The organism is Bordetella genomosp. 7 (assembly GCF_002261415.1).
Classification (GTDB): Bacteria; Pseudomonadota; Gammaproteobacteria; order Burkholderiales; family Burkholderiaceae_B; genus Bordetella_A.
The window spans coordinates 16,053-35,972 of record NZ_NEVI01000020.1; the positions used below are offsets into that span (position 1 = coordinate 16,053).

Annotated in this window: 21 protein-coding genes; 5 read left to right on the forward strand and 16 right to left on the reverse strand. The window is 64.0% G+C overall.

Going from position 1 to position 19,920, the window contains the following annotated elements:
- Window positions 1-23: 23 nt before the first annotated feature.
- Window positions 24-779 carry a GntR family transcriptional regulator gene (locus tag CAL18_RS16060; RefSeq protein ID WP_038852733.1) on the reverse strand — a complete coding sequence of 252 codons (756 nt, stop codon included), beginning with the start codon at window positions 777-779 and terminating at the stop codon, window positions 24-26.
- Between the two features lie 205 nt (window positions 780-984).
- Here CAL18_RS16060 and CAL18_RS16065 point away from each other — a divergent pair, with 205 nt between their 5' ends.
- The 5 genes from CAL18_RS16065 to CAL18_RS16085 all read left to right on the forward strand — a co-directional run bounded on the left by CAL18_RS16065 (window position 985) and on the right by CAL18_RS16085 (window position 6,508).
- Window positions 985-2,190 carry a pyridoxal-phosphate-dependent aminotransferase family protein gene (locus CAL18_RS16065; RefSeq protein ID WP_026641447.1) on the forward strand — a complete coding sequence of 402 codons (1,206 nt, stop codon included), beginning with the start codon at window positions 985-987 and terminating at the stop codon, window positions 2,188-2,190.
- Between the two features lie 147 nt (window positions 2,191-2,337).
- Complete coding sequence (locus CAL18_RS16070) at window positions 2,338-3,357, forward strand: Bug family tripartite tricarboxylate transporter substrate binding protein (RefSeq protein WP_051423929.1); 1,020 nt, start codon at window positions 2,338-2,340, stop codon at window positions 3,355-3,357.
- Between the two features lie 15 nt (window positions 3,358-3,372).
- Entirely contained in the window at window positions 3,373-3,888 is a 516-nt protein-coding gene (locus CAL18_RS16075) for a tripartite tricarboxylate transporter TctB family protein (protein WP_026641445.1), read from the forward strand.
- Between the two features lie 21 nt (window positions 3,889-3,909).
- Window positions 3,910-5,460 (forward strand): tripartite tricarboxylate transporter permease, encoded by a 1,551-nt coding sequence (locus CAL18_RS16080; RefSeq protein WP_026641444.1) that lies wholly within the window; start codon window positions 3,910-3,912, stop codon window positions 5,458-5,460.
- Window positions 5,461-5,638: 178 nt separating this feature from the next.
- On the forward strand, window positions 5,639-6,508 hold the full coding sequence (locus CAL18_RS16085; protein ID WP_094818309.1) for an alpha/beta fold hydrolase: 870 nt from the start codon (window positions 5,639-5,641) through the stop codon (window positions 6,506-6,508).
- A gap of 19 nt (window positions 6,509-6,527) precedes the next feature.
- On the opposite strand, the gene CAL18_RS16090 is transcribed toward CAL18_RS16085, so the two are convergent.
- From CAL18_RS16090 to CAL18_RS16160, 15 genes are all read right to left on the reverse strand, one after another.
- Window positions 6,528-6,926, reverse strand: a complete 399-nt coding sequence (locus CAL18_RS16090) for a nuclear transport factor 2 family protein (protein WP_026641442.1) — start codon at window positions 6,924-6,926, stop codon at window positions 6,528-6,530.
- Between the two features lie 38 nt (window positions 6,927-6,964).
- Window positions 6,965-8,194, reverse strand: coding sequence for an NAD(P)/FAD-dependent oxidoreductase (locus CAL18_RS16095; protein WP_026641441.1), 1,230 nt, complete (start codon window positions 8,192-8,194; stop codon window positions 6,965-6,967).
- 36 nt (window positions 8,195-8,230) lie between these two features.
- Window positions 8,231-8,974, reverse strand: coding sequence for an SDR family oxidoreductase (locus CAL18_RS16100; protein WP_094818310.1), 744 nt, complete (start codon window positions 8,972-8,974; stop codon window positions 8,231-8,233).
- A 2-nt stretch (window positions 8,975-8,976) separates the two neighbouring features.
- Window positions 8,977-9,672: an ABC transporter ATP-binding protein gene (locus CAL18_RS16105; protein WP_026641439.1), complete on the reverse strand. Its 696-nt coding sequence runs from the start codon at window positions 9,670-9,672 to the stop codon at window positions 8,977-8,979.
- Window positions 9,672-10,415, reverse strand: a complete 744-nt coding sequence (locus CAL18_RS16110; protein ID WP_094797416.1) for an ABC transporter ATP-binding protein — start codon at window positions 10,413-10,415, stop codon at window positions 9,672-9,674. Before CAL18_RS16110 ends, CAL18_RS16105 begins: the two co-directional genes overlap by 1 nt.
- Window positions 10,412-11,422: a branched-chain amino acid ABC transporter permease gene (locus CAL18_RS16115; protein ID WP_094818311.1), complete on the reverse strand. Its 1,011-nt coding sequence runs from the start codon at window positions 11,420-11,422 to the stop codon at window positions 10,412-10,414. Before CAL18_RS16115 ends, CAL18_RS16110 begins: the two co-directional genes overlap by 4 nt.
- Window positions 11,423-11,424: 2 nt before the next feature.
- A complete protein-coding gene (locus tag CAL18_RS16120; protein ID WP_094797418.1) occupies window positions 11,425-12,288 on the reverse strand; it encodes a branched-chain amino acid ABC transporter permease in 864 nt (287 codons plus the stop codon).
- A gap of 64 nt (window positions 12,289-12,352) precedes the next feature.
- Window positions 12,353-13,573 (reverse strand): ABC transporter substrate-binding protein, encoded by a 1,221-nt coding sequence (locus CAL18_RS16125; protein ID WP_094818312.1) that lies wholly within the window; start codon window positions 13,571-13,573, stop codon window positions 12,353-12,355.
- 39 nt (window positions 13,574-13,612) lie between these two features.
- Window positions 13,613-14,677: an NADP-dependent oxidoreductase gene (locus CAL18_RS16130; protein ID WP_094818313.1), complete on the reverse strand. Its 1,065-nt coding sequence runs from the start codon at window positions 14,675-14,677 to the stop codon at window positions 13,613-13,615.
- Window positions 14,677-15,915, reverse strand: coding sequence for an aromatic ring-hydroxylating dioxygenase subunit alpha (locus tag CAL18_RS16135; protein WP_094818314.1), 1,239 nt, complete (start codon window positions 15,913-15,915; stop codon window positions 14,677-14,679). Before CAL18_RS16135 ends, CAL18_RS16130 begins: the two co-directional genes overlap by 1 nt.
- 16 nt (window positions 15,916-15,931) lie before the next feature.
- Window positions 15,932-16,450 carry an aromatic-ring-hydroxylating dioxygenase subunit beta gene (locus CAL18_RS16140; protein ID WP_094818315.1) on the reverse strand — a complete coding sequence of 173 codons (519 nt, stop codon included), beginning with the start codon at window positions 16,448-16,450 and terminating at the stop codon, window positions 15,932-15,934.
- Between the two features lie 5 nt (window positions 16,451-16,455).
- Window positions 16,456-17,559, reverse strand: a complete 1,104-nt coding sequence (locus tag CAL18_RS16145; protein ID WP_094797421.1) for a cupin domain-containing protein — start codon at window positions 17,557-17,559, stop codon at window positions 16,456-16,458.
- 21 nt (window positions 17,560-17,580) lie between these two features.
- Entirely contained in the window at window positions 17,581-18,588 is a 1,008-nt protein-coding gene (locus tag CAL18_RS16150) for an ornithine cyclodeaminase family protein (protein WP_094818316.1), read from the reverse strand.
- A 13-nt stretch (window positions 18,589-18,601) separates the two neighbouring features.
- On the reverse strand, window positions 18,602-19,465 hold the full coding sequence (locus tag CAL18_RS16155) for a fumarylacetoacetate hydrolase family protein (RefSeq protein WP_026641430.1): 864 nt from the start codon (window positions 19,463-19,465) through the stop codon (window positions 18,602-18,604).
- A gap of 136 nt (window positions 19,466-19,601) precedes the next feature.
- Window positions 19,602-19,916: a non-heme iron oxygenase ferredoxin subunit gene (locus CAL18_RS16160; protein WP_094818317.1), complete on the reverse strand. Its 315-nt coding sequence runs from the start codon at window positions 19,914-19,916 to the stop codon at window positions 19,602-19,604.
- Window positions 19,917-19,920: the final 4 nt, after the last annotated feature.

Below are 19,920 nucleotides of genomic sequence, written 5' to 3' on the forward strand. Positions count from 1 at the left end.
CCTTTTGAACAGAGAGTGGCGGGTCAGGCGGCATCGGACGGGTCTGGCCCATCGGCGCCGTCGGCGGACTGAAGGTGCTCTAGCACCGCTTCGCACTTGCGCCGCAGGTGCTGGCGCAGTATGTGGGCTAGCCGGGGGCCGTCTCGCGAGGCCAGCGCATCGGCCATTTCCAGGTGTTCCTGCATGGCCTTGTCCCACTTTTCGAGGTTCAGGTTGGAACGGAACCGCAGGTTCTGCAGGCGCAGATTGATGTTGGTATATACCTGCGCCAGCAACTGGTTGTGCCCTGCCGCATTGATCCGGTCGTGTATGACCCGGTTCAAGTGGTAGTACGCCGACAGGTTGCGTCGGGCGTGGCATGCCTGCATTTCGAACGTCAGCGCCTTGATCTCGGCGATTTCCTGGTCGCTGATGCGCTCGCAGGCCAGTTCGCCGGACAGGGCTTCCAGCGCGCCCATCACTTCGAAGCTTTCGCGGACATCGTGCTGGGACAGCGCCACCACATGCGCGCCGCGGTTGGGCTGCATGCGTACCAGCCCTTCGGCCGACAACAGGCGGAAGGCCTCGCGCAATGGTGTGCGCGACACCTGCAGGCGGTCGCACAAGGCGCGTTCATTCAAACGCACGCCCGCGGCCAGTTCGCCCTCGATGATCATGTTGCGCAAGCGCTCGGCAATCGCGGCCGGCAGCGTGCGCCGGTCTACCGCCGCAGACGGGGGGATGGCTTCGGATGCGGAAGGGACCGCCGGGGTATGCAGGCTCACGGGCTCGATTTTCATTGGTATACAAAGTGGCAAGGGCGCATATCGTCGCCGGATTGGCCCCCGCGCCGCGTCGTGGCGTTGGAGCCGCCCCATTTTAATGGCTGCTTCCTTTCCAGAAATTGCTGTGCCGCCGCATTGAATCTGCTTGCAGAACTGCTTGTTTAGTGCGTATTCTTCCCCACAATTGGTATTTTGTATACCAAATTCTCAGGAGCTCAACATGCAGCCGTTGTACTCGCACCCTTCCGGTCGTCACTTCCTGCAGATTCCGGGGCCCACCAATGTGCCCGATCGCGTGCTGCGAGCCATAGACCACGCCACCATCGACCATCGCGGCCCGGAATTCGGCGAGTTGGGCAAGACGGTGCTGGCCGGCATGAAGAAGGTGTTCAAGACCGACGGCGACGTCATCATCTACCCGTCATCGGGCACCGGCGCCTGGGAAGCCGCCCTGGTCAACACCCTGTCGCCCGGCGACAAAGTGTTGATGGCCGAAACCGGCCATTTCGCCACGCTATGGAAAAAAATGGCCGAGCGCCTGGGCCTGCAGGTCGAGTTCCAGGATGGCGACTGGCGCCACGGCGCCGACCCCGAGCAAATAGGCAGGCGCCTGGCGGCGGACCCGGGCCACGAGATCAAGGCGGTGTGCGTGGTGCACAACGAAACCGCCACGGGCGTGGTCAGCAACGTGCCGGCGGTGCGCAAGGCCATCGACGCCGCCGGGCACCCTGCCCTGCTGATGGTGGACACCATCTCGTCACTGGGGTCGCTGGACTACCGCCACGATGAATGGGGCGTTGACGTCACCGTGTCCGGCTCGCAAAAGGGCATGATGCTGCCGCCAGGGCTGTCTTTCAATGCAGTCAGCGCCAAGGCCCTGAAGGCTGCCGATACGGCCCGGCTTCCCCGTTCGTACTGGGACTGGAAAGAAATGCTGGCGATCAACCCGCGGGGTTATTTTCCGTACACGCCCGCAACCAACCTGCTCTACGGCTTGCGCGAAGCGCTGGACATGCTGTTTACCGAAGGTCTGGACAACGTGTTTGCGCGCCACCAGCGCCATGGCGAGGCCACCCGCCGCGCCGTGCGCGCATGGGGCCTGGAGATTCTGTGCGCGCGGCCCGAAGAATACAGCCCAGCCCTTACCGCGGTGATGATGCCCGACGGACATAGCGCCGACGCCTTGCGCAAGACCGTACTCGACCATTTCAACATGTCGCTGGGACAAGGCCTGAGCAAGCTCTCGGACAGGGTTTTCCGTATCGGGCACCTGGGCGACTTCAACGACCTGACGCTTTGCGCCACCTTGTCGGGCGTGGAAATGGGCCTGAAGAAGGCCGGCGTGCCGCATCGCGCGGGCGGCGTGCAGGCGGCCATGGACTATCTGGCAGAGACCAGCCGGCCCTGCCCGGCGCAAGCGACGTAAGCGCGTACGGCCGGGCCGCAAGCGTAGCGCGGCATCAACAAGGAAGTCCGCAGCAAGGGGAGCAACAACAGGACTAGCAGTACAGGAAGGCTCGAACCAGGCGTACCGATACCGGGCGTCCCCGTGACACCACCGGAGGAGACACACATGAAGCACCTGACTCAAAGACTGTCGAAGAAAACCTGCTTGATCGCATCGCTGGCCGCACTGGGCGGCCTTGCGGCTGTGCCGGCCCAGGCCTGGGAACCTACGCGGCCGGTAGAAATCATCGTGCCGGCCGGCGCGGGCGGCGCATCGGACCAGATGGCGCGCACGCTGCAAAGCATCATCCTCAAGCACAACCTGATGAAGCAATCGACGCTGGTGCTGAACAAGGGCGGCGCCAGCGGAGCCGAAGGCATCATGGACACCAAGGCGTCGTCCGGCAACCCGCACAAACTGATGGTGGCGTTTTCCGCCATCTACACGCTTCCCATTGCGGTGAACCTGCCCTTCAACTGGCGCGACCTGAACCCCGTGGCCATGATCGCGCAGGACGAATTCCTGCTGTGGACCAACTCGGAAGAGCCATACAAAACCGCCGCCGAGTACCTGGATGCGGTGAAGGCCGCGCCGCCGGGCAAGTTCAAGATGGGCGGCACGGGCGCCAAGCGCGAAGACCAGATCATTACGGTGGCGCTCGAAAAAGCGGCCGACGTGAAGTTCACCTACGTGCCCTACAAAAGCGGCGGCGAAGCGGTGACCCAGCTTGTGGGCAAGCACACCAACTCCAACGTCAACAACCCCAGCGAGAACATCGCCCAGTGGCGCGCCGGGCAAGTCAATGCCTTGTGCGTGTTCTCGAATGAGCGCATGACCTTCAAGGACAAGATCACCAAGGATCAGTCCTGGGCCGACATTCCCACCTGCAAGGAAGAAGGCTATGACGTGCAGTACCAGATGCTGCGCGCGTTCTTCCTTCCGCCGGAAACCACGCCCGAGCAGGCGGCCTACTACGCCGACCTGATCAAGAAGATCAGCGAAACCCAGGAATGGAAGGATTACCTGGCCAAGCAGGCGCTCAAGGGCGACTACCGCACCGGCGAAGCTTTCGTGAAGTTCCTGGAAGAGGACGAAGCCAAGCACAAGACCCTGATGCAGGAAGCCGGCCTGGCCGCGAAGAAATAAGCCGAGGAGCGCAGGATGGATCAACAGCAAGCGCAGGGCGGCGCGTCGTCGGGCGGGCTGACGCACAGCACGGTCGACGCCATAACCGCAGTCGTGTTCTTCATCATCGGCGCGGTGATGATGGTGGACAACCACCGTATCGGCACGAGCTGGGCGGCAGACGGGCCGGAAACCGGCTATTTCCCGTACCACGTGGGAATGATCATCTGCCTGGCCAGCGTGGCGGTCTTCGTGAAAGCGGTTTTCGGCAAGAACCGCAACCGTGAAGTGTTCGTCACCTGGAACCGGTTCCGCCTGGTGCTGCTGGTGCTGCTGCCCACTGCCGTGTATGTGCTGTTGATCCAGTTCCTGGGCATCTACGTCGCATCGACGCTCTTCATTGCCGCGTTCATGCGCATCCTGGGCAAGATCTCCTGGCTGAAGACGCTGCTCGTCAGCGTGGGCGTGAACGTACTGCTGTTCTGGATGTTCGAGGTCCAGTTCCTGGTGCCTTTGCCCAAGGGGCCGCTTGAAGCCCTGTTTGGCTACTGATCCGGCAACGGGAGACCGCAAGTGGATGAACTTAACGCGTTATTCCATGGCTTTGGCACCGTCCTGAGCTGGTACAACCTGGCCATGATGTTCATTGGCCTGGTGCTGGGCGTGATCATCGGTGTGCTTCCCGGGCTGGGCGGCCCCAACGGGGTGGCCATTCTGCTGCCCCTGACCTTCACCATGCCCCCCACGTCGGCCATCATCATGCTGTCGTGCATCTACTGGGGGTCGTTGTTCGCGGGGGCCATCACCTCGATCCTGTTCAACATCCCCGGCGAAACGTCATCGGTGGCCACCACCTTCGACGGCTATCCGCTGGCGCAGCAGGGCCGGGCCGGCAATGCGCTGACGGCATCATTCACCGGATCGTTCTTCGGCGCCCTGTCGGGCGTGCTGCTGATCACCTTCCTGGCGCCGCTGGTGTCGAAGTTTGCCCTGCGGTTCGGCCCGCCCGAGTTCTTTGCGGTGTTCCTGCTGACCTTCTGCAGTTTCGTCGGCACCGACAAAAAAACGCCCTTCAAGACCATTATTTCCATGATGGTGGGGTTTGGGCTGGCCGCCATCGGCATGGACACCATCAGCGGCAGCCTGCGCATGACTTTCGGCTGGTCCGAGCTGTTGCGAGGCGTCGATTTCCTGGTGGTCGTGATCGGCCTGTTCGGCATAGGCGAAATCCTGGTCAGCATGGAAGAAGGCCTTAAGTTCGAAGGCAAGAACGGCCGCATCAACCTGAAAGTGGTGCTGCAGACCTGGAAAGAAATGCCCCGGTACTGGATGACGCTGGTGCGCAGCACGGTGGTCGGCTGCTGGATGGGCGTGACGCCCGGCGGCGCCACGGCGGCGTCGTTCATGGGCTATGGCCTGGCGCAGCGTTTCTCGCGCAATGGCCACAAGTTCGGCACCGGCCAGATTGAAGGTGTCATCGCCCCCGAAACCGCTGCCCATGCCTCGGGCACGTCGGCGCTGCTTCCCATGCTGGCGCTGGGCATCCCCGGCTCGGCCACCGCGGCGGTATTGCTGGGCGGCCTGATGATCTGGGGCCTGCAGCCCGGCCCGCTGCTGTTTGTGGAACAAAAAGACTTTGTATGGGGATTGATCGCCAGCATGTATCTGGGCAACTTCGTCGGCCTGCTCATCGTGTTGAGTACGGTGCCCCTGTTTGCCGCGATACTGCGCATTCCGTTTGCCATCGTGGCCCCCATCATCATCGTGGTGTGCGCCATCGGCGCCTACTCGGTCAACAATGCCATGCTCGACGTGTGGTTCATGTTGCTGTTCGGGGTGATCGGCTATGTGCTGAAAAAGCTGTCGTACCCGCTGGCGCCCATGATCCTGGCGCTGGTGCTGGGCGATCGCATGGAAGACGCCTTCCGCCAGTCCATGCTGGGGCCGGGCACCGGGCTGCACGTGTTCTGGTCCAACGGGCTGGTGGGCACCATCACCACGCTGGCGCTGATCATGCTGGTATGGCCCTTGGTGCAGGCGCTGTGGCGCCTGGCGCGCGGACGGGGCGGCGGTGGCGCCAACGGCGCGGCCGTCGGTCACACGGGCGAAGAACTGCCGCGCTGAGCGTCGCGCCCTGGTTGTAAGCTGTATCGAGACGTACCCGTCGGTGTATCCCGGTAGTCAACGCGGGGCGGGCGGCACACAATAAACCCATGCCGCCCCCGGCGCGCCTTTTCTGGCTCGCCGCCCACCCGCCGCGCATGCGTCTTCGCGCATGCCTGCCCACTACGGGAGCCCGCCCATGGATAGCCAGGTGCGCCATTGCCGCCGCAACATCAACGGTATCGATATCTTCTATCGCGAGGCCGGCCCGCCCCGCGCCCCCGTCGTGCTGCTTCCGCATGGCTACCCATGTTCTTCGTACGAATTCCGCAATCTGATGCCCAGGCTGGCCGACCGGTGGCGCCTGGTGGCGCCCGACTTTCCCGGCGCGGGGCATAGCGCCACACCAGACGACTTCGACTACAGCTTCGACGGCTACGCGGCTTTTCTGGACAGTTTCGTGCAGGCCCTGGGCCTGGACCGCTTCGTGCTTTATCTGCATGATTTCGGCTCGCCCATCGGCGCCCGCCTGGCAATCATGCGGCCCGGGCGCATCGTTGCCCTGGTCATCCAGAACGGCGATATCCCCTACGAAGACGCGCTGGGCCCCAAGTACGCAGACATCGAGGCCACTTGGAACCTGCCCGAGCCCGACATGCGCCGGGCCATCGCCGCCAGCATTACCGAAGATATTTTCAAAGAAGAGTTCCTGAACGCAGTGCGCCCGGACATCGCGCAGCGCATACCGCCCGACCTGTGGAAGCTGCACTGGCTGCTGATGACGCCGCGGCGCAAAGAGGCCGCCATCGACCTGATAGCCGGCCTGAAGCAGAATCGCGCCTGGTTTGCGCGCCATCGCGAATATCTGGCCCGGCACCGCCCGCCCACCCTGATAGTGTGGGGGCCGCAAGACCACTACATGCCCGAGGCCTCTGCGCGCGCGTACCTGCGCGACCTGCCGGATGCCGAGCTACACCTGCTGGACGGCGGGCACTGGCTGCTGGAAACCAACCTGGACGAAGTAACCGCGTTGATGCGCGAATTTCTGGAACGGGTGCATCCGGGATAGCCGGGCCCGCGCTGCGCGCTTATTCCGGCGGCATCACCCTGCGGCTGTCTTTGCGCCAGATGCGCCAGGCCCCGTCTTCGTACACCAGGTCGTCCGTCGAATCACGAATGCCCAGCAGCTGAGGCACGGATACGCCCGGGCGTGTTTCGTAGGCAGTCATGTAGAAGCGGACCCGCGCCCGGCCGGGCTCCGCGCTTTCGACGCGCAGGTTGCTGACCACGTGCGCAGTGGCCCGCTGGGGGTCGCGTTGCTCCAGCGCCTTGAGCACCGCATCACGGCCCTTGAGCTCGGCTCCTTGCCGCACCCAGGTGCCGTCGCGGGCCATCAGCGCCGCTGCCTGTTCATGGTTGCGCGTGTCCAGCGCGCTGAAGAACTCACATACCACCGAGGCCAGGGCGTTTGTGTCCGGCGTATTCATACTTGCTTCCTGTCAGTGAAAAGTAGAACGGTATGTCGTCAGCCCGCGACGGCCAGCCTGGCGACTTTTTCAAGCGGGGTCGACAGATCGGCCAGGCCGTCGCGATCCAGCAGCGTCCCCTCGGCGATATGCCGCCGCAAGAACCGCAAGTCGCGCGGCGCATTGATGCCCAGCCCGAACAACAGGCGGCCACCATCGTCCAGCGCGATATGCGTCTGGCGCAGGCCATCGTGTGCGCGCACCACCCAGTCGGCGGCGCATGCCGCATCGCCCGCCATCTGCATCAGCACGTCGTACTGCTGCGACCAGAAGAACGGCACCGGGTCGTAATGTACGGGCTTGCCCAGGATGGCCTGCGCCGCTGCGATGCCCTGGTCTTGTGCGTTCTGCCAGGATTCGAGCCGCCGCAGCGATCCGTCGGGCCGCCGCAGCACGGCCACGTCGCCAGCGGCATAGATGGCCGGGTCGGATGTGCGGCAATGCGCATCCACCACAATGCCGCCCTGGCATTCAAGCCCGGCGGCCACGGCAAGTTCGTCATTGGCCTTGAGGCCGGCTCCCACCACCACGAAGTCAGCCTGCTGCTCGTTCGCATCGGTAAACACCGCCGTGCAGCCGCCCCGCTCCCCCGGCCGCAGGGCCGTAACGCTCACGCCCAGGCGCACGGACACGCCCCGCGAGGCGTGCAGGCCGGCCAGATAGCTCGACAGTGACGCCGGGGCGCTGCGCGCGCACAGGCGTTGCGACATCTCGACGAGCGTCACCTCGCAGCCCGCATCCCGGGCGGCCGCGGCCACCTCCAGGCCTATCCAGCCGCCGCCCACAACCAGGACGCGCGCGCCGGTTTGAAATCTGCCGCGCAGGCGGCGCGCGTCGGGCAAGGTTCTTAACGTATGCACGCAGTCCAGCTCGAACCCGGGCACCGGCGGCAGGTAGGCGCGCCCGCCGGTGGCGAGCACCAACGCGCCATAGGCCAGCGTTGCGCCCGACGCCAGCGCTACCGTGCGGGCGTCCCGGTCGATACGCACGGCCGCATCGCCGCCTATCCACTCGACCTGCAAGGCGGCAAATTCCTCGTGCGCAATCAGGTAGGGCATGCACGGCGGTTCGGCCTGCAGTTGTTCCTTGGACAATGGCGGCCGTTCGTACGGAGGATCTTGCTCATCGCCGCACAGTACGATGCGGCCGCCATAGCCCTCGTTTCGCAGCGTGCGCGCCACCCAGGCCCCCGCCTGGCCCGCGCCGATGATCAATACGGATTGCGTCATGGTTGTTTCCGTAAGCCTTGTGTGTGTGCCGCGACGCTAGAAGCCGCCACGCACGTCCAGCAATGCGCCCGTGACATACGCCGCCGCAGGCGAGGCCAGCCACAGCACCGCGTTGGCAATTTCGTCGGCGCTGGCCATGCGTCCCAGCGGAATCGCCGCCGTCATGCGCGCCAGCTCTTGCGGGCTGCGGCCCGCCTGAATATCGGTATCGACCAGTCCCGGCCTGACGGCATTGACCCGGATACCTTCGGCCGCCACTTCCTTGGAAAGCCCGATGGTCATCGTGTCGATGGCGCCCTTGCTGGCCGCGTAGTGCACCCAGTGATTGGGCGATCCCAGCACCGACGCGCCCGACGAAACGTTGATGATCACGCCGCCCTCGCCGCCTGCCGCGGTGGACATGCGGCGTACCGCTTCCCGCGCGGCGAGGAACGCGCCTTGCACGTTCACCCGCAATACCTCGGACAGCGCCTGGGCCGACACATCGCGCACGCGGGACAGCCCGCCGGTGATAGCGGCGTTGTTGACCAGCACACCCACCCGGCCCAGCAGATCCAGCTGCTCGAAGGCGTCCATCAACGCCATTTCGTCGCCCACATCGCACTGGATCGCCGTGCAGACACCCCCTTCGCGCTCGATGCTTGCCACCACGCGGGCAGCCTCATCGCTGTTGGACCGATACAGAATCGCCACGGGATAGTGCCGCGCGGCCTGCTGCGCGATGGCAGCGCCAATTCCACGGCTGCCTCCGGTTACCAGGAATATCGGGCGGCGGTACATGGCTACACGCTAAGGTGGGTGCCAAGCACCTCTTCATTGCCGCGCAGCGCATCGCTGGTGCCGGTAAAACAGATCTCTCCCTTGGACAGCACGTAGTGAATGTCTCCCACGTCCAGCGCGGCGCTCAAGTTCTGTTCCACCAGCAGCACGGCCAGGCCCTCGGATTTGAGCTGATGCAGTATGGCCACGATCTCATCGACGATCATGGGCGCCAGGCCTTCGGAAGGCTCGTCCAGTATCATCACCGACGGGTTCAGCATCAGCGCGCGCGCGATCGACACCATTTGCTGTTCGCCGCCCGATAGCTGGAAACCCCGGTTGTTGCGGCGTTCCTTCAGGCGGGGAAACAGCTCGTAGATGCGCTCGCATGTCCATTTGCCATCGCGCCCGGGGCGCGCGGCCACCGTCAGGTTCTCTTCTACGCTAAGGCTGGGAAACACGCCGCGTTCCTGCGGCACGAAACCCAGGCCCAGGCGCGATATCCGATGCGAAGGCATGCCCACCAGGCTAGTTCCGTTATAGGTGACAGCGCCCTTGCGGGGCTTCAGGTATCCCATGATGCTGAGCACGGTCGTAGTCTTGCCCGCGCCGTTGCGGCCCAGTATGGACGTTACCTGGCCGGGCTGCACCTGCAGTGAAATACCGCGCAGGGCATGGCTCTGGCCATAATAGGCATGGATGTTGTCGACGACCAGCATCAGTGCTTTCCTCCCAGATACACTTCGCGCACGCGCTGGTTGGCCTGGATCTGCTGCGGCGTGCCGCTGGCCAGGATCTCGCCGTAATAGAGCACGGTGATGGTGTGCGCCAGCGACAGCACGACTTTCATGTCGTGCTCGATGATCAGCAGCCCCAGCGATGCGGGCAGGCTCTGCACCAGCGCGATCATGCGATTGGTCTCGGCCGGCGACATACCCGAGGTAGGCTCATCCAGCAGCAGCAGTTCGGGCTCGGCGGCCAGCGCGATGGCGATTTCCAGCTGGCGTTGTTCGCCATATGACAGGTTGGCCACCGGCCGCCCGGCGCAGTCCTGCAGATGCACCTGGGCGAGCAGTTCTTCGGTGCGCCGCCATTGCTCGCGCCGCGACGCCACGCTGCGCAGAGCTTCGTACCAGCCGCCCTGCTTGGCCTGCACCGCCAGCCGCACGTTTTCTTCGACCGTCAGCGAGCGGAACAAGGTGTTCTTCTGGAACGTGCGCCCCACCCCCAGCTGGCAGATTTTCTCGGGCGCCGCGCCGGTGATGTCCATGCCCTTGAACAGGATGCGGCCGGAGGTCGGGCGCAGCGTGCCCGTCAGCTGGTGCACCAGGCTGGTCTTGCCGGCGCCATTCGGGCCGATGATCACGTGGCGCTCACCTTCGCGCACGACCAGGTCCACATTGCGCGTCACTTCCAGGCTGCCGAACGCCTTGCACAGGTTTTCTGTCTGCAGCAGTGTCATTTGCTGTCTCCCAGCGCCTTGTCCAGAGCAGGCGGCGGCGTCGTGGCCGCGGCGGGCGCGTCGGCCGCCGCGCATCGCCGCGCGCACAGCCGCGACATCAGGTAGCCCCACACTCCTTCGCGCATGAACATCACGCAGAAGATGAAGATGATGCCGATCCAGAAGGCCCAGTAGTCGTTGTACGAGCTGAGGAAGTTTTTCATCAGCAGGAACAGCGCGGCGCCCACTGCGGGGCCGAACAGGGTGCCGCTTCCGCCCAGGATCACCATCAACATGGCGTCGCCCGACAGGTGCCAATGCAGGATGTCGGTGGACACGTAGCCGTTGAACAAGGCGTAGAGCGCCCCGCCCACGCCGGCGAGCGCGCCCGCCAGGGTGAAGGCAATCAGTTTGAAGCGCTGTACCGGGTATCCGATGGAACGCATGCGCTGCTCGTTGTCACGGATGCCGATGAAGATCGAGCCCAGCGGCGACTTCACCAGGCAACCCATGAACCCCAGCACCAGCAGGAAGCCGGCCACCACCACGACATAGCGGGCCACGGGGTCTGAACCCAGGTTGTAGCCGAACAGTTCGGGAGGCATGAAGCCGATCAGGCCATCCGTGCCGCCGGTCACCGTGCGCCACTTCAGGGCGGTGGCGAACAGCAGCTGGGAAAACGCCATGGTCAGCATCAGGAACGGAATGCCGCTTACCCGGATGCAGGCCAGGCCGATCAGCGCCGCCAGGCCGGTGGACACCAGTATGCCGACCAGCGCGCCTATCCAGCCCGAGATCCCCAGGTGCACTCCCAGGCCGATGACCACATACGTGGATACGCCGAAGAACGCGGCATGCCCGAACGACAGCAGGCCGGTGTAGCCCACCAGCAGGTTCAGGCTCATGGCGAAGATCGCGAAAATCAGGATCTCGGACGTAATGCCCAGCAGATAATTGCCGCCCAACGGAGCCGCCGCCAGCAGCGCGCACAGCAGCAGCACGCCAAGTACAGAAGAAGTTCTTTTCATGTTCAGGCCTTTGCCACGCCAAACAGCCCCTGTGGCCGGGTCAGCAGCACCACCACCATGAGCAGGTAGATCATGAACAACGCGTAGTCCGGAAAGTAGGCCTTGCCGAACGTGTCGATCAGGCCCACCAGCAGGCCCGCGGCCAGCGCGCCGCGCAGGCTGCCCATTCCTCCCACCACTGTGACAATGAACGCGGGAATCAGGATCTCGATATCCATGCCCAGGTAGGTTCCCAGGATCGGGCCCGCCACAATGCCGCCTATGGCCGCCAGCGCCGCGCCCAGGGCGAAGATGCCGCCGAACAGCAGCGGCACGTTGATGCCGATGCCCGCGGCGGTAGCGGCATCGTCGACACCGGCGCGCACCATGGCGCCTATCCGGCTGCGCTCCAGGAACCACCACAGCAGCGCCGCCACCACGGCGCCGAACAGCACCAGGAACACCCGGTACTTGGGCAGCATCGTGTCGCCCAGCGCAAACACTCCCGCCAGGGCCTCGGGCGGCGCAATGTTGCGTATGTCCGGCCCCCACAGGTATTTGCAGATATCGCCAAATACAAAAATGAAGCCGAAGGTCAGCAACACCTGGTCCAGGTGCGGCCGGCTGTACATCGGCCGGATGAAAAGGCGCTCCATCATGACTGCCGCGGCCACCGCCGGCACCCAGCCCACGGCCAGCGCGAACCAGAAGTTGCCCGACCACTGCGCCAGCGTGAACGCGGTAAACGAACCAATCATGAAGAACGAGCCGTGCGCAAGGTTGACCACGTTCATCAGGCCGAACGTCAACGACAGGCCCGCCGACATCATGAACAGCAGCATGCCGAACACCAGGCTGTTCAATAGTTGTGTAATAAGAAAATCCATAGCGCCATCGAATACAGACAGGAGGACGCCGGCCCAGCCGGGCCGGCGCGCGGGCCGTGGCCGATCAGGCTGGGCGCTCGGCCGGGTCGGTGATGTTTTCCACGGTGTGGATCACCTTATTGGTAATGCGCCCGTCGATTTCCGCCACTTCGCGTATATAGATGTTGTGGACAGGGCCCTGGCTCTTGGGATTGAAGCTGAAGGGCCCGCGCGGCGCGGCCAGCTTCACTTCCAGCATGGCCTTGCGCAGCTTTTCCTTGTCGGATGCGTCGCCGTCTATGGCTTCCAGCGCGGCGTGGATGACGCGCGCCGCCACGTAGCCGTACTCGGAATACACGCTGGGATACTCGTTGTGCGCCTCGCGGTAGCCGGCCACGAATTTCTTGTTGGCTTCGTTATCCAGCGTATCGGCATAATGCAGCGCGTTGCGCACGCCCAGCGCCGAGGCGCCCTGCGCCGGCAGAGTGTCGCTGTCCAGCATGAACCCGGAGCCCGTCATGGGCACGGCCATTTTCAGCCCGTACTCGTCGTATTGCTTGACGAAGCGCACGGCGTCGGTACCCGCGTAGAAGCTGAAGGTCGCCGGCGGGTCGATGTTGCGGATGTCGGCAAGATAAGGGCTGAAGTCGTTGTTGCCCAGCGGCGGGTAGATCTCTTTGATGATCTTGCCGCCCCGCCCGGTGAACCCTGCCTTGAACTCCTTGAGCGACCCGCGGCCGCCCGCGAAGTCCGACGCGCTGAGCACGATTTCCTTGGTGACGTTGTCGTACACCCATTCGCCCATCGTCGAATGCAGGGGATAGGTGTCGACCGAGCACCGGAAGAAGTACGGCAGGCCGGTGAACGCCAGGTCTACCAGGCCCGCGCCCGAACAAAGCATGAAGGCCCCGCTCTGGCGCAGGTACTGCACGGCCGCCATGGCGACGTTGCTGGCCTGGATACCCGTGATGATGTCGCAGTTGTCGCTTTGCACCAGCTTGCGCAGTTTCTGCAGGCCAACCTGCGGATTGATCTCGTCGTCTTCGCGTATGACTTCGATCTTGCGTCCGGCAATGGTGTTGCCGATTTCGTTGAAGTACAGGTTCATGCCGCGTACGTTGGCATTACCCAGCGCCGCAAACACTTTCGAATAGGAGTTCAGCGCGCCGATCTTCAATGGCTGCCGCGATTGCGCCAGCACTGCCGGCGGCATGCCGCCGAACAGACTGGCCGCGCCCACCGCGCCTACCCCTTTTATAAACCCCCGCCGTGTCAGGCCTGATTGTGTGATGTTGTGCTTTTCCATGTCTCCATCCTGGCTCTTGGTAGTTAAATGAATAGCCGTCTATTGGTCATCTATTAATCTGACGAGCTGTTTACCCGTGTTTCGCCCCGACAGCAGGCCGATGCAGGCGCCGGGTGCCGCCTCGATGCCCTGGGCGATGGTTTCCTGGTAGCGCAGCCGGCCTTCGTCGAACAGCGCGCCGAGCTCATCCACCGCCTGGCTCCAGAGGTCGACGTGGTCCCAGACGATGAACCCCTGCGCATGCAGCCTCGATATCAGCAGGTAACCATGCGCTGCAAGGTGGTTGGGCGCCTGCCCGTAACGCGCAATCATTCCGCACAGCGCAATGCGCCCGTGCAGGTTCATGCGCGGCAGTATGGCGTCCAGCACCCACCCGTTCACATTGTCGAAACAGGCGTCGAAACCATCAGGCGCGCAGCGGGCAAGCGCGTCGGTCAGGGACTGGCTCGACAGTTCCCGCTTGTAATCGACGCAGGCGTCCGCACCCAGCACCTGGGTGACGTAGGCGCACTTGGCCGCGCCGCCAGCGATGCCCACCACGCGGCAGCCGCGCGCCTTGGCCAATTGAACGGCAACGCCTCCCACGGCGCCCGCCGCGGCGCTGACCACCACCGTCGAGCCGTGCTCGGGCCGGCAGATCTGCGTCATGCCATACCAGGCCGTAACCCCCGTCATGCCCAGCGCCCCCAGGTAAGCCTGCAGCGGCGCGCGCGAGGTGTCTGCGCGCCGCAGGCCCTGGCCATCCGAAACCGCCTGCTCCTGCCACCCCAGCGGGCCGACGACGTATTCGCCCACCGCGAACCCGGGGTGCCGCGATTCCACCACCTGCCCGGCCGTCTCGCCCGGCATGATCTCGCCGATGCCGGTGCTGGCCGCATAGGACCGCGTTTCATACATGCGTCCCACCATGTAGGGGTCGATGGACAGATAGTGGTTGCGCACACGCACCTGCCCCGCATCCAGTGCCGGCGCGGCGCTCTGCTCTACCCTGAAGTTGTCGGGCTGTGGAAGGCCGGCCGGCCGCGACGCCAGCACCACCCGCGTGTAGGTCGCGGGCCAGCTGGCGCCGGCCTGGGCCGGGGTAGGCGCCTGGCTATGTTGCATCACAACCCCATCGCCGCGCGGTAGTGTTTATAGAAGGCGCGTATCAGCACCTCGGTGACCATGTGGTCTTGTTTTTCCACATCTTTGCCCCCCATTTCCACCACGGCGGCGCGGTGCCCGTAATGGTGAGCGCCCAACTGCGATTCGCTGAGCACCTCGCCGTCTTCCATGGCGACAAAGCCGGCCGGCCCATACAGGTTGGCGTGCCGCACGCGCAGGCGGGTCATTTCATCGTCGTCGTCCTCGTATCCGAAGAAGGTCCAGGCCAGCTCGAACGAGCCGGTGCCCTTGGGAATGACGTGCCGCATGCCAAAGGTATTGGCTTGCTGGTGCACCACCACGGTGGGGAAATGCGTAATGGCCACGACTTTGCCGTCTTCGAACTCCGGGCGCGGCGTCACCGTGTCGCGGTCGTGCAGCTCCAGTTCTTCCTTGAATCGCGCGATCTCGGCGGCCGCTTCGTTGCGCTTCTTGCCTACGTTGCGCGACACCATGATGCTGTGGCCTTCGCCGGTGGGAATGCTTTCCGACTGAGTGTCGGCGCGCCACAGGCCGAACGTAATAAGGAAAGAGTGCAGCAGCGTCGCGTGATACGGGTCTTTCAGGTTTTCGAAGTAAAGCTTCCAGTTGCTGGCGATACGCTGGCGGTTGTATCCCAGCAGCTTCAGTTTCTTTCCGGGAAACTGGCGCCGCAGGCCGGCCATGACCTCTTCGCCGCAGTACTCTTCGAACGGAATCGGGTTTTCGTGAAAGCTGGCCCATATCGACCCGCCTTCAACATGCACCCGCAGTTGCTTCAGGCCGTGATCGGCGTTGTCGAAATCGGCCGGCATGCCGCCCTGGCGCATCATGCCCCGCTTGAGCGGAACACCCTGGAGCTTGCCGTCCAGCGCGAAGTTCCATTGGTGATACGGACAGGTAAACGACTCTTCCTTGCCCTTGTTCTTCCAGCACACCCGGGCGCCGCGGTGCGCGCAGCGGTTTTCCCATACGTGAATCTGGTCATTGTCGCCGCGCACCACCACGACCTGCCGCTCGCCTATCCAGCTGCGCTTGTAGGACCCGCGCTCGGGCACTTCGCATTCCAGGGCCACGTAGTTCCAGCCGGGGCCATAAAAGAACGTGTCCAGCTCTTGCTGATAAATGGCGGGGTCGGAATAAACCCAGTACGGCACGCGCGTCCAGCCGGCATCCGGCCAACGACGGTCTGCCAGAGCCACAGTACTTTCCTGTTGCATGTCGGTCTCCTAGGCCTTAGACGGGTACGATCAGCGAGCGGGTGACGTGGTGGTTGTCGAACACCGCCAGCCGCTGCCTGAACTTCAGCCCGTCGCCGTCTCGCACCAGCACGTCCAGGTATTCGCCCACCAGGAATATGGTCGGGTCCATGTCCGACATGGCTTCGGTAATCAGGAAGTTGGCCCGGGCGTGAATGCCGTCCTTTTCCACTGCCGTCACGCGAACGCCGCTGATGAAATGCCGCCATACGCGCGGCACGTATACCTGTGTTTCGCGCAGTGCTATCACCCTGTCGCGCACCATGCCGATGCCGTCGCAATAGATCGTGGCCTGTGGCAGGTCTTCGGCGTAGTTCTCGCGCGACACCACCTGGTACAGGCAATCTTCCACGAAGTGGTCGGGAAAACTTTCCACGTCGTCTTCGTCCAGCTGCGCCGCGACCACATCGTAGAAGCGGCGGATCTGGTTCTCGAGTTCATACAGTTCGCTGCCGGCAGGCAAACTTCCGTGCAAAGGCGCTATACGATTGAGCATGGCTGTCACCCCGCCACGGCGGCCAGGTTGGTCTGCACACCCGATTCCGAGCCCAGCTTGAGAATCGGCGACTTCAGGGTTTCCTGCCACAGCAGCGATTCCATCGCGATGTGCAGCGGATGGTCCTGGATGGTAAGCGCCACAAAGCCGTTTTCGCGCGACGCATGGTTGTGCACCGACCAGCCGGGCGCCGAGAAGTGCAGGTCGCCTTCCTGCCACTGGATGCGTTCGCCATTGACCGCGCTTTTGCCGTGCCCCCACATGATGTAGTTGATGGCCGCCGACGTGTGCCGGTGCGGCATATCCACCTTGCCCGGCGGCAGCTTGGCGATGGTGGCAAAGAAACTGTGCGACGTGCCGATGCGGCGTTCGGTGGCCGGGTTGTACAACACGTACAAGTGGCGGCCGGTGTAGCGCAGGTCCATGCCGTACACGATTTCCAGGTGCGGCGCGACTTCTTTCCAGGGCCAGTGCAGCATGCGCGAATCGACCTTCTCGATATCCACCAGCCATTCGTAGCCCAGCATCTGGGCGCCGTCGCTGCCGATAATGATGGGCCTGGCGGCGTCGCGCGCGCTGTGGACCGCGCCGCCCGCCGACTCGGCCGCTGCGCCTTGCGGGCGCGGAATCGATTCGGAGCCGTCTTCGACGTAGTGGACTTCCAGGCGTTCGAGCAATGGCGCATTGCTGTACGACAGCCTGACGAACAGGTCGTTGCCGTCATTGCGATACCGCACCGGCTGCAGGGCCGGCGTGTTCCAGACGTCGAACTTTTCGACCTGGAACGTCTTGCCGCCGCTTTCAACGGTGCCGGTGCCGCGGATGCACATGTCCACGTGGCTGGAATTGCGCAACGCCGCCACGGTTTCTTCGCCGGGCTTGAGCACGACGATATGCACGTCGATACCGGGCGCGAAGGCGGGCACGGGGCCTTTATTCTGCGGATGATTCACCGCGGCCGCGCGACGCCCGTCCGACGGGCGGGCGATATCCGCCAGCCGCTCGATTTCCTGGTCGATGCGCGCCTTGGGCAGCACCACCGTGGACCACCGCTCTTGCTGCCGGGGCCCCTGGCCGCTTACGTCTACGAGCGTAATGTCGGACTGCATCGTTGTCTCCTCTGAACCTGTTTAAGTAGCTTGCGCCGTCTGGGCGGAAGACCACCGCAGCCTGGCGCCGGTAGTTAATGGAATTTCCTGCCCGATGCCGGCCTCGCGGGCCCGGCGGTAGGCCAACGCCGCCACCGACAAGTCCGATATTCCCATGCCCATCGACTTGAACAAGGTGATATCGGCGTCGCCGGGACGGCGTTCGCCTTTGGCAATGAGTTCGCCCAACGGGCGCACACGGCCCCAGTCTCCGTCGCCGAACTGGTCGATGAATTCGCGCGAGGCCTTGCGGGTGTTGGCGACATCGTCAACGGCGATCATGTTCGCACGGTTGAATACGTCCTGGTGGAACTCCGCGTTGGCCGGCAGGATAGCCCCCACCGCGTTCAAATGCGCGCCGCGCGCGAGCATGTCCGCATGCAGGAAGGGCGTGGTGGCGCGTGTCACCGTGGTAACCAGCGGAGCGTCCCGCAGCGCCTGCTCCAGGGTGGGTTCTTCAATGACTTCCATGGAAAACTGCTGGCGTACCTGTTCACAGAAGGCGCGCCGCTTGTCTGCGGTGGGGCTCCAGATCCGCAGCCGCTTCAGCGGGCGTACCAGGTTTACCGCCGCCACCTGTGCCAGCGCCTGGCGGCCCGATCCCACCATGGCCATTTCGTCGACGCCTTCCGGCGCCATCCACCTGGTGCCCAGGCCGGTCATCGCCGATGTGCGCAACTGGCCCAGCACGTTGGCTTCCATGAAAGCCAGCAGGCGGCCTTCGTGCGAGTCGAACAGCACGAACATGGCCTTGGCGCCGCGTGGCGTGTTGATCCAGTTCTTGTAGCCGCATACGTGCGCTTCGGTCAGCGCCGACCCCAGCGAATGCATAGACGAAGCGGCGTCGATGGTGCCCAGCGCCTTGGGTATATTGAATCCCTTGCCCTCACCCAGCGAGCGCATGCCCACTTCGAGCTCGTCGATGATGTCGTTGAGGCTGACCAGCGACGCAACGTCCTGTTCACTAAGCCAGATGGCGGATTGATGCATGGATAACCCTCGGTCAGGTGGCCTGTGCCACGGAATTGCGCAGTACGCCGACACCCGAGATATCGACTTCGAATACGTCGCCGGGCCGCAGGTAGCGCGGCGGCTTGCGAGTAAAGCCGACGCCCGCGGGGGTGCCGGTGGCGATGACGTCGCCCGGCATGAGTTCGGTAAAGGTCGACAGGTAGGCGATGACCTGCGCAACCGTAAAGATCATGTTCTTGCCCAGGTCGTCCTGCATGGTTTCGCCGTTCAGGCGTCCGATGATGCGCATCTGCTCTACCGGCCCGGCCTCGTCGGGCGTGACCAGGTACGGGCCAAGCGCCCCCGAACGCACGAAGTTCTTGCCGGGCGTGGCCTGGTTGGAATGGCGCTGCCAGTCGCGCACCGAGTTCTCGGCCATGCAGGTGTAGCCTGCCACGCAATCCATGGCCTGCTCTTCTGTCACCTCGTAGGCTCGGCGGCCGATCACCACCGCCAGCTCGGCCTCGTAGTCGAATTGCTCCGACACCTTGGGCCGCAGCACGGGTTGTTCGTGACCGGCCAGCGACGATCCGAAACGCACGAATATGGATGGCTTGCCCGGCACGGCCATGCCCGCTTCTTCGGCGTGCAGGAAGTAGTTCAGCCCCACGCACAGGATCTTTTCCGGGTCGGGAATGGGGGGCAGCAGCCGCACTTCGCTTTCCGCCACGCCGTCTTGCGCATCCAGCGCGGCGCGGGCGCGCCTGCCCAGGCCGTCTATCCCCTCCAGGGCCAGCGCGTGGCGCAGGCTCGGAGCCTGTGCCGTCGTAAGCCGCACGATCCGGCCGTCGGCCAGGACGCCGTAGTCTGCCGCCGCGTCCGAGCCCTGCGTCGCCTGATAACTGACGAATTTCACTACTGTCTCCAAGTTGCATGCGAGTTCTTGTCGACTCGCTGTCTATTTATGTATGTGTCGCGTCGAGTATGTCGCACCCCTGCCGCCCCAACAACGAGCGGCCAGGAAAAGCAATTGTTCCGATCCGTTTAAAAGATCAGTCGATGCCTATCGAAATGCGGCCATCGATGAGCTTGACGGGGTAGGTGCGCACGTCGGTGGTCAGGGGCGCGCACAACGCCCGTCCGTCGCGGATATCGAACCGCCCCTGGTGCAGCGGGCATTCGATCTCGTAGCCTTCCAGGTAGCCATCGCACAGCCGGGCGTTGCCGTGGGTGCACAGGTTGTCGGTGGCATAAATTTCTTCGCCCACCCGATACAAGGCCAGCTCTTTGCCGGCGACCACGACCGATGATGGATATTCCTCTCCCACGTCATCGACGGGGCCCGCGTCCAGCCACTGCTCGCTCATGCGC

Excerpts from the sequence above, each read along its gene's own strand:
- CAL18_RS16065 (WP_026641447.1), top strand. The coding sequence starts at position 985 with ATGCAGCCGTTGTACTCGCACCCTTCCGGTCGTCACTTCCTGCAGATT.
- CAL18_RS16100 (WP_094818310.1), bottom strand. The coding sequence starts at position 8,974 with ATGTACCGCCGCCCGATATTCCTGGTAACCGGAGGCAGCCGTGGAATT.
- CAL18_RS16140 (WP_094818315.1), bottom strand. The coding sequence starts at position 16,450 with ATGCTCAATCGTATAGCGCCTTTGCACGGAAGTTTGCCTGCCGGCAGC.
- CAL18_RS16160 (WP_094818317.1), bottom strand. The coding sequence starts at position 19,916 with ATGAGCGAGCAGTGGCTGGACGCGGGCCCCGTCGATGACGTGGGAGAG.
- CAL18_RS16120 (WP_094797418.1), bottom strand. The coding sequence starts at position 12,288 with ATGGATTTTCTTATTACACAACTATTGAACAGCCTGGTGTTCGGCATG.
- CAL18_RS16095 (WP_026641441.1), bottom strand. The coding sequence starts at position 8,194 with ATGACGCAATCCGTATTGATCATCGGCGCGGGCCAGGCGGGGGCCTGG.
- CAL18_RS16110 (WP_094797416.1), bottom strand. The coding sequence starts at position 10,415 with ATGACACTGCTGCAGACAGAAAACCTGTGCAAGGCGTTCGGCAGCCTG.
- CAL18_RS16060 (WP_038852733.1), bottom strand. The coding sequence starts at position 779 with ATGAAAATCGAGCCCGTGAGCCTGCATACCCCGGCGGTCCCTTCCGCA.
- CAL18_RS16105 (WP_026641439.1), bottom strand. The coding sequence starts at position 9,672 with ATGCTGGTCGTCGACAACATCCATGCCTATTATGGCCAGAGCCATGCC.
- CAL18_RS16075 (WP_026641445.1), top strand. The coding sequence starts at position 3,373 with ATGGATCAACAGCAAGCGCAGGGCGGCGCGTCGTCGGGCGGGCTGACG.
- CAL18_RS16115 (WP_094818311.1), bottom strand. The coding sequence starts at position 11,422 with ATGAAAAGAACTTCTTCTGTACTTGGCGTGCTGCTGCTGTGCGCGCTG.
- CAL18_RS16135 (WP_094818314.1), bottom strand. The coding sequence starts at position 15,915 with ATGCAACAGGAAAGTACTGTGGCTCTGGCAGACCGTCGTTGGCCGGAT.
- CAL18_RS16145 (WP_094797421.1), bottom strand. The coding sequence starts at position 17,559 with ATGCAGTCCGACATTACGCTCGTAGACGTAAGCGGCCAGGGGCCCCGG.
- CAL18_RS16125 (WP_094818312.1), bottom strand. The coding sequence starts at position 13,573 with ATGGAAAAGCACAACATCACACAATCAGGCCTGACACGGCGGGGGTTT.
- CAL18_RS16085 (WP_094818309.1), top strand. The coding sequence starts at position 5,639 with ATGGATAGCCAGGTGCGCCATTGCCGCCGCAACATCAACGGTATCGAT.
- CAL18_RS16130 (WP_094818313.1), bottom strand. The coding sequence starts at position 14,677 with ATGCAACATAGCCAGGCGCCTACCCCGGCCCAGGCCGGCGCCAGCTGG.
- CAL18_RS16090 (WP_026641442.1), bottom strand. The coding sequence starts at position 6,926 with ATGAATACGCCGGACACAAACGCCCTGGCCTCGGTGGTATGTGAGTTC.
- CAL18_RS16070 (WP_051423929.1), top strand. The coding sequence starts at position 2,338 with ATGAAGCACCTGACTCAAAGACTGTCGAAGAAAACCTGCTTGATCGCA.
- CAL18_RS16150 (WP_094818316.1), bottom strand. The coding sequence starts at position 18,588 with ATGCATCAATCCGCCATCTGGCTTAGTGAACAGGACGTTGCGTCGCTG.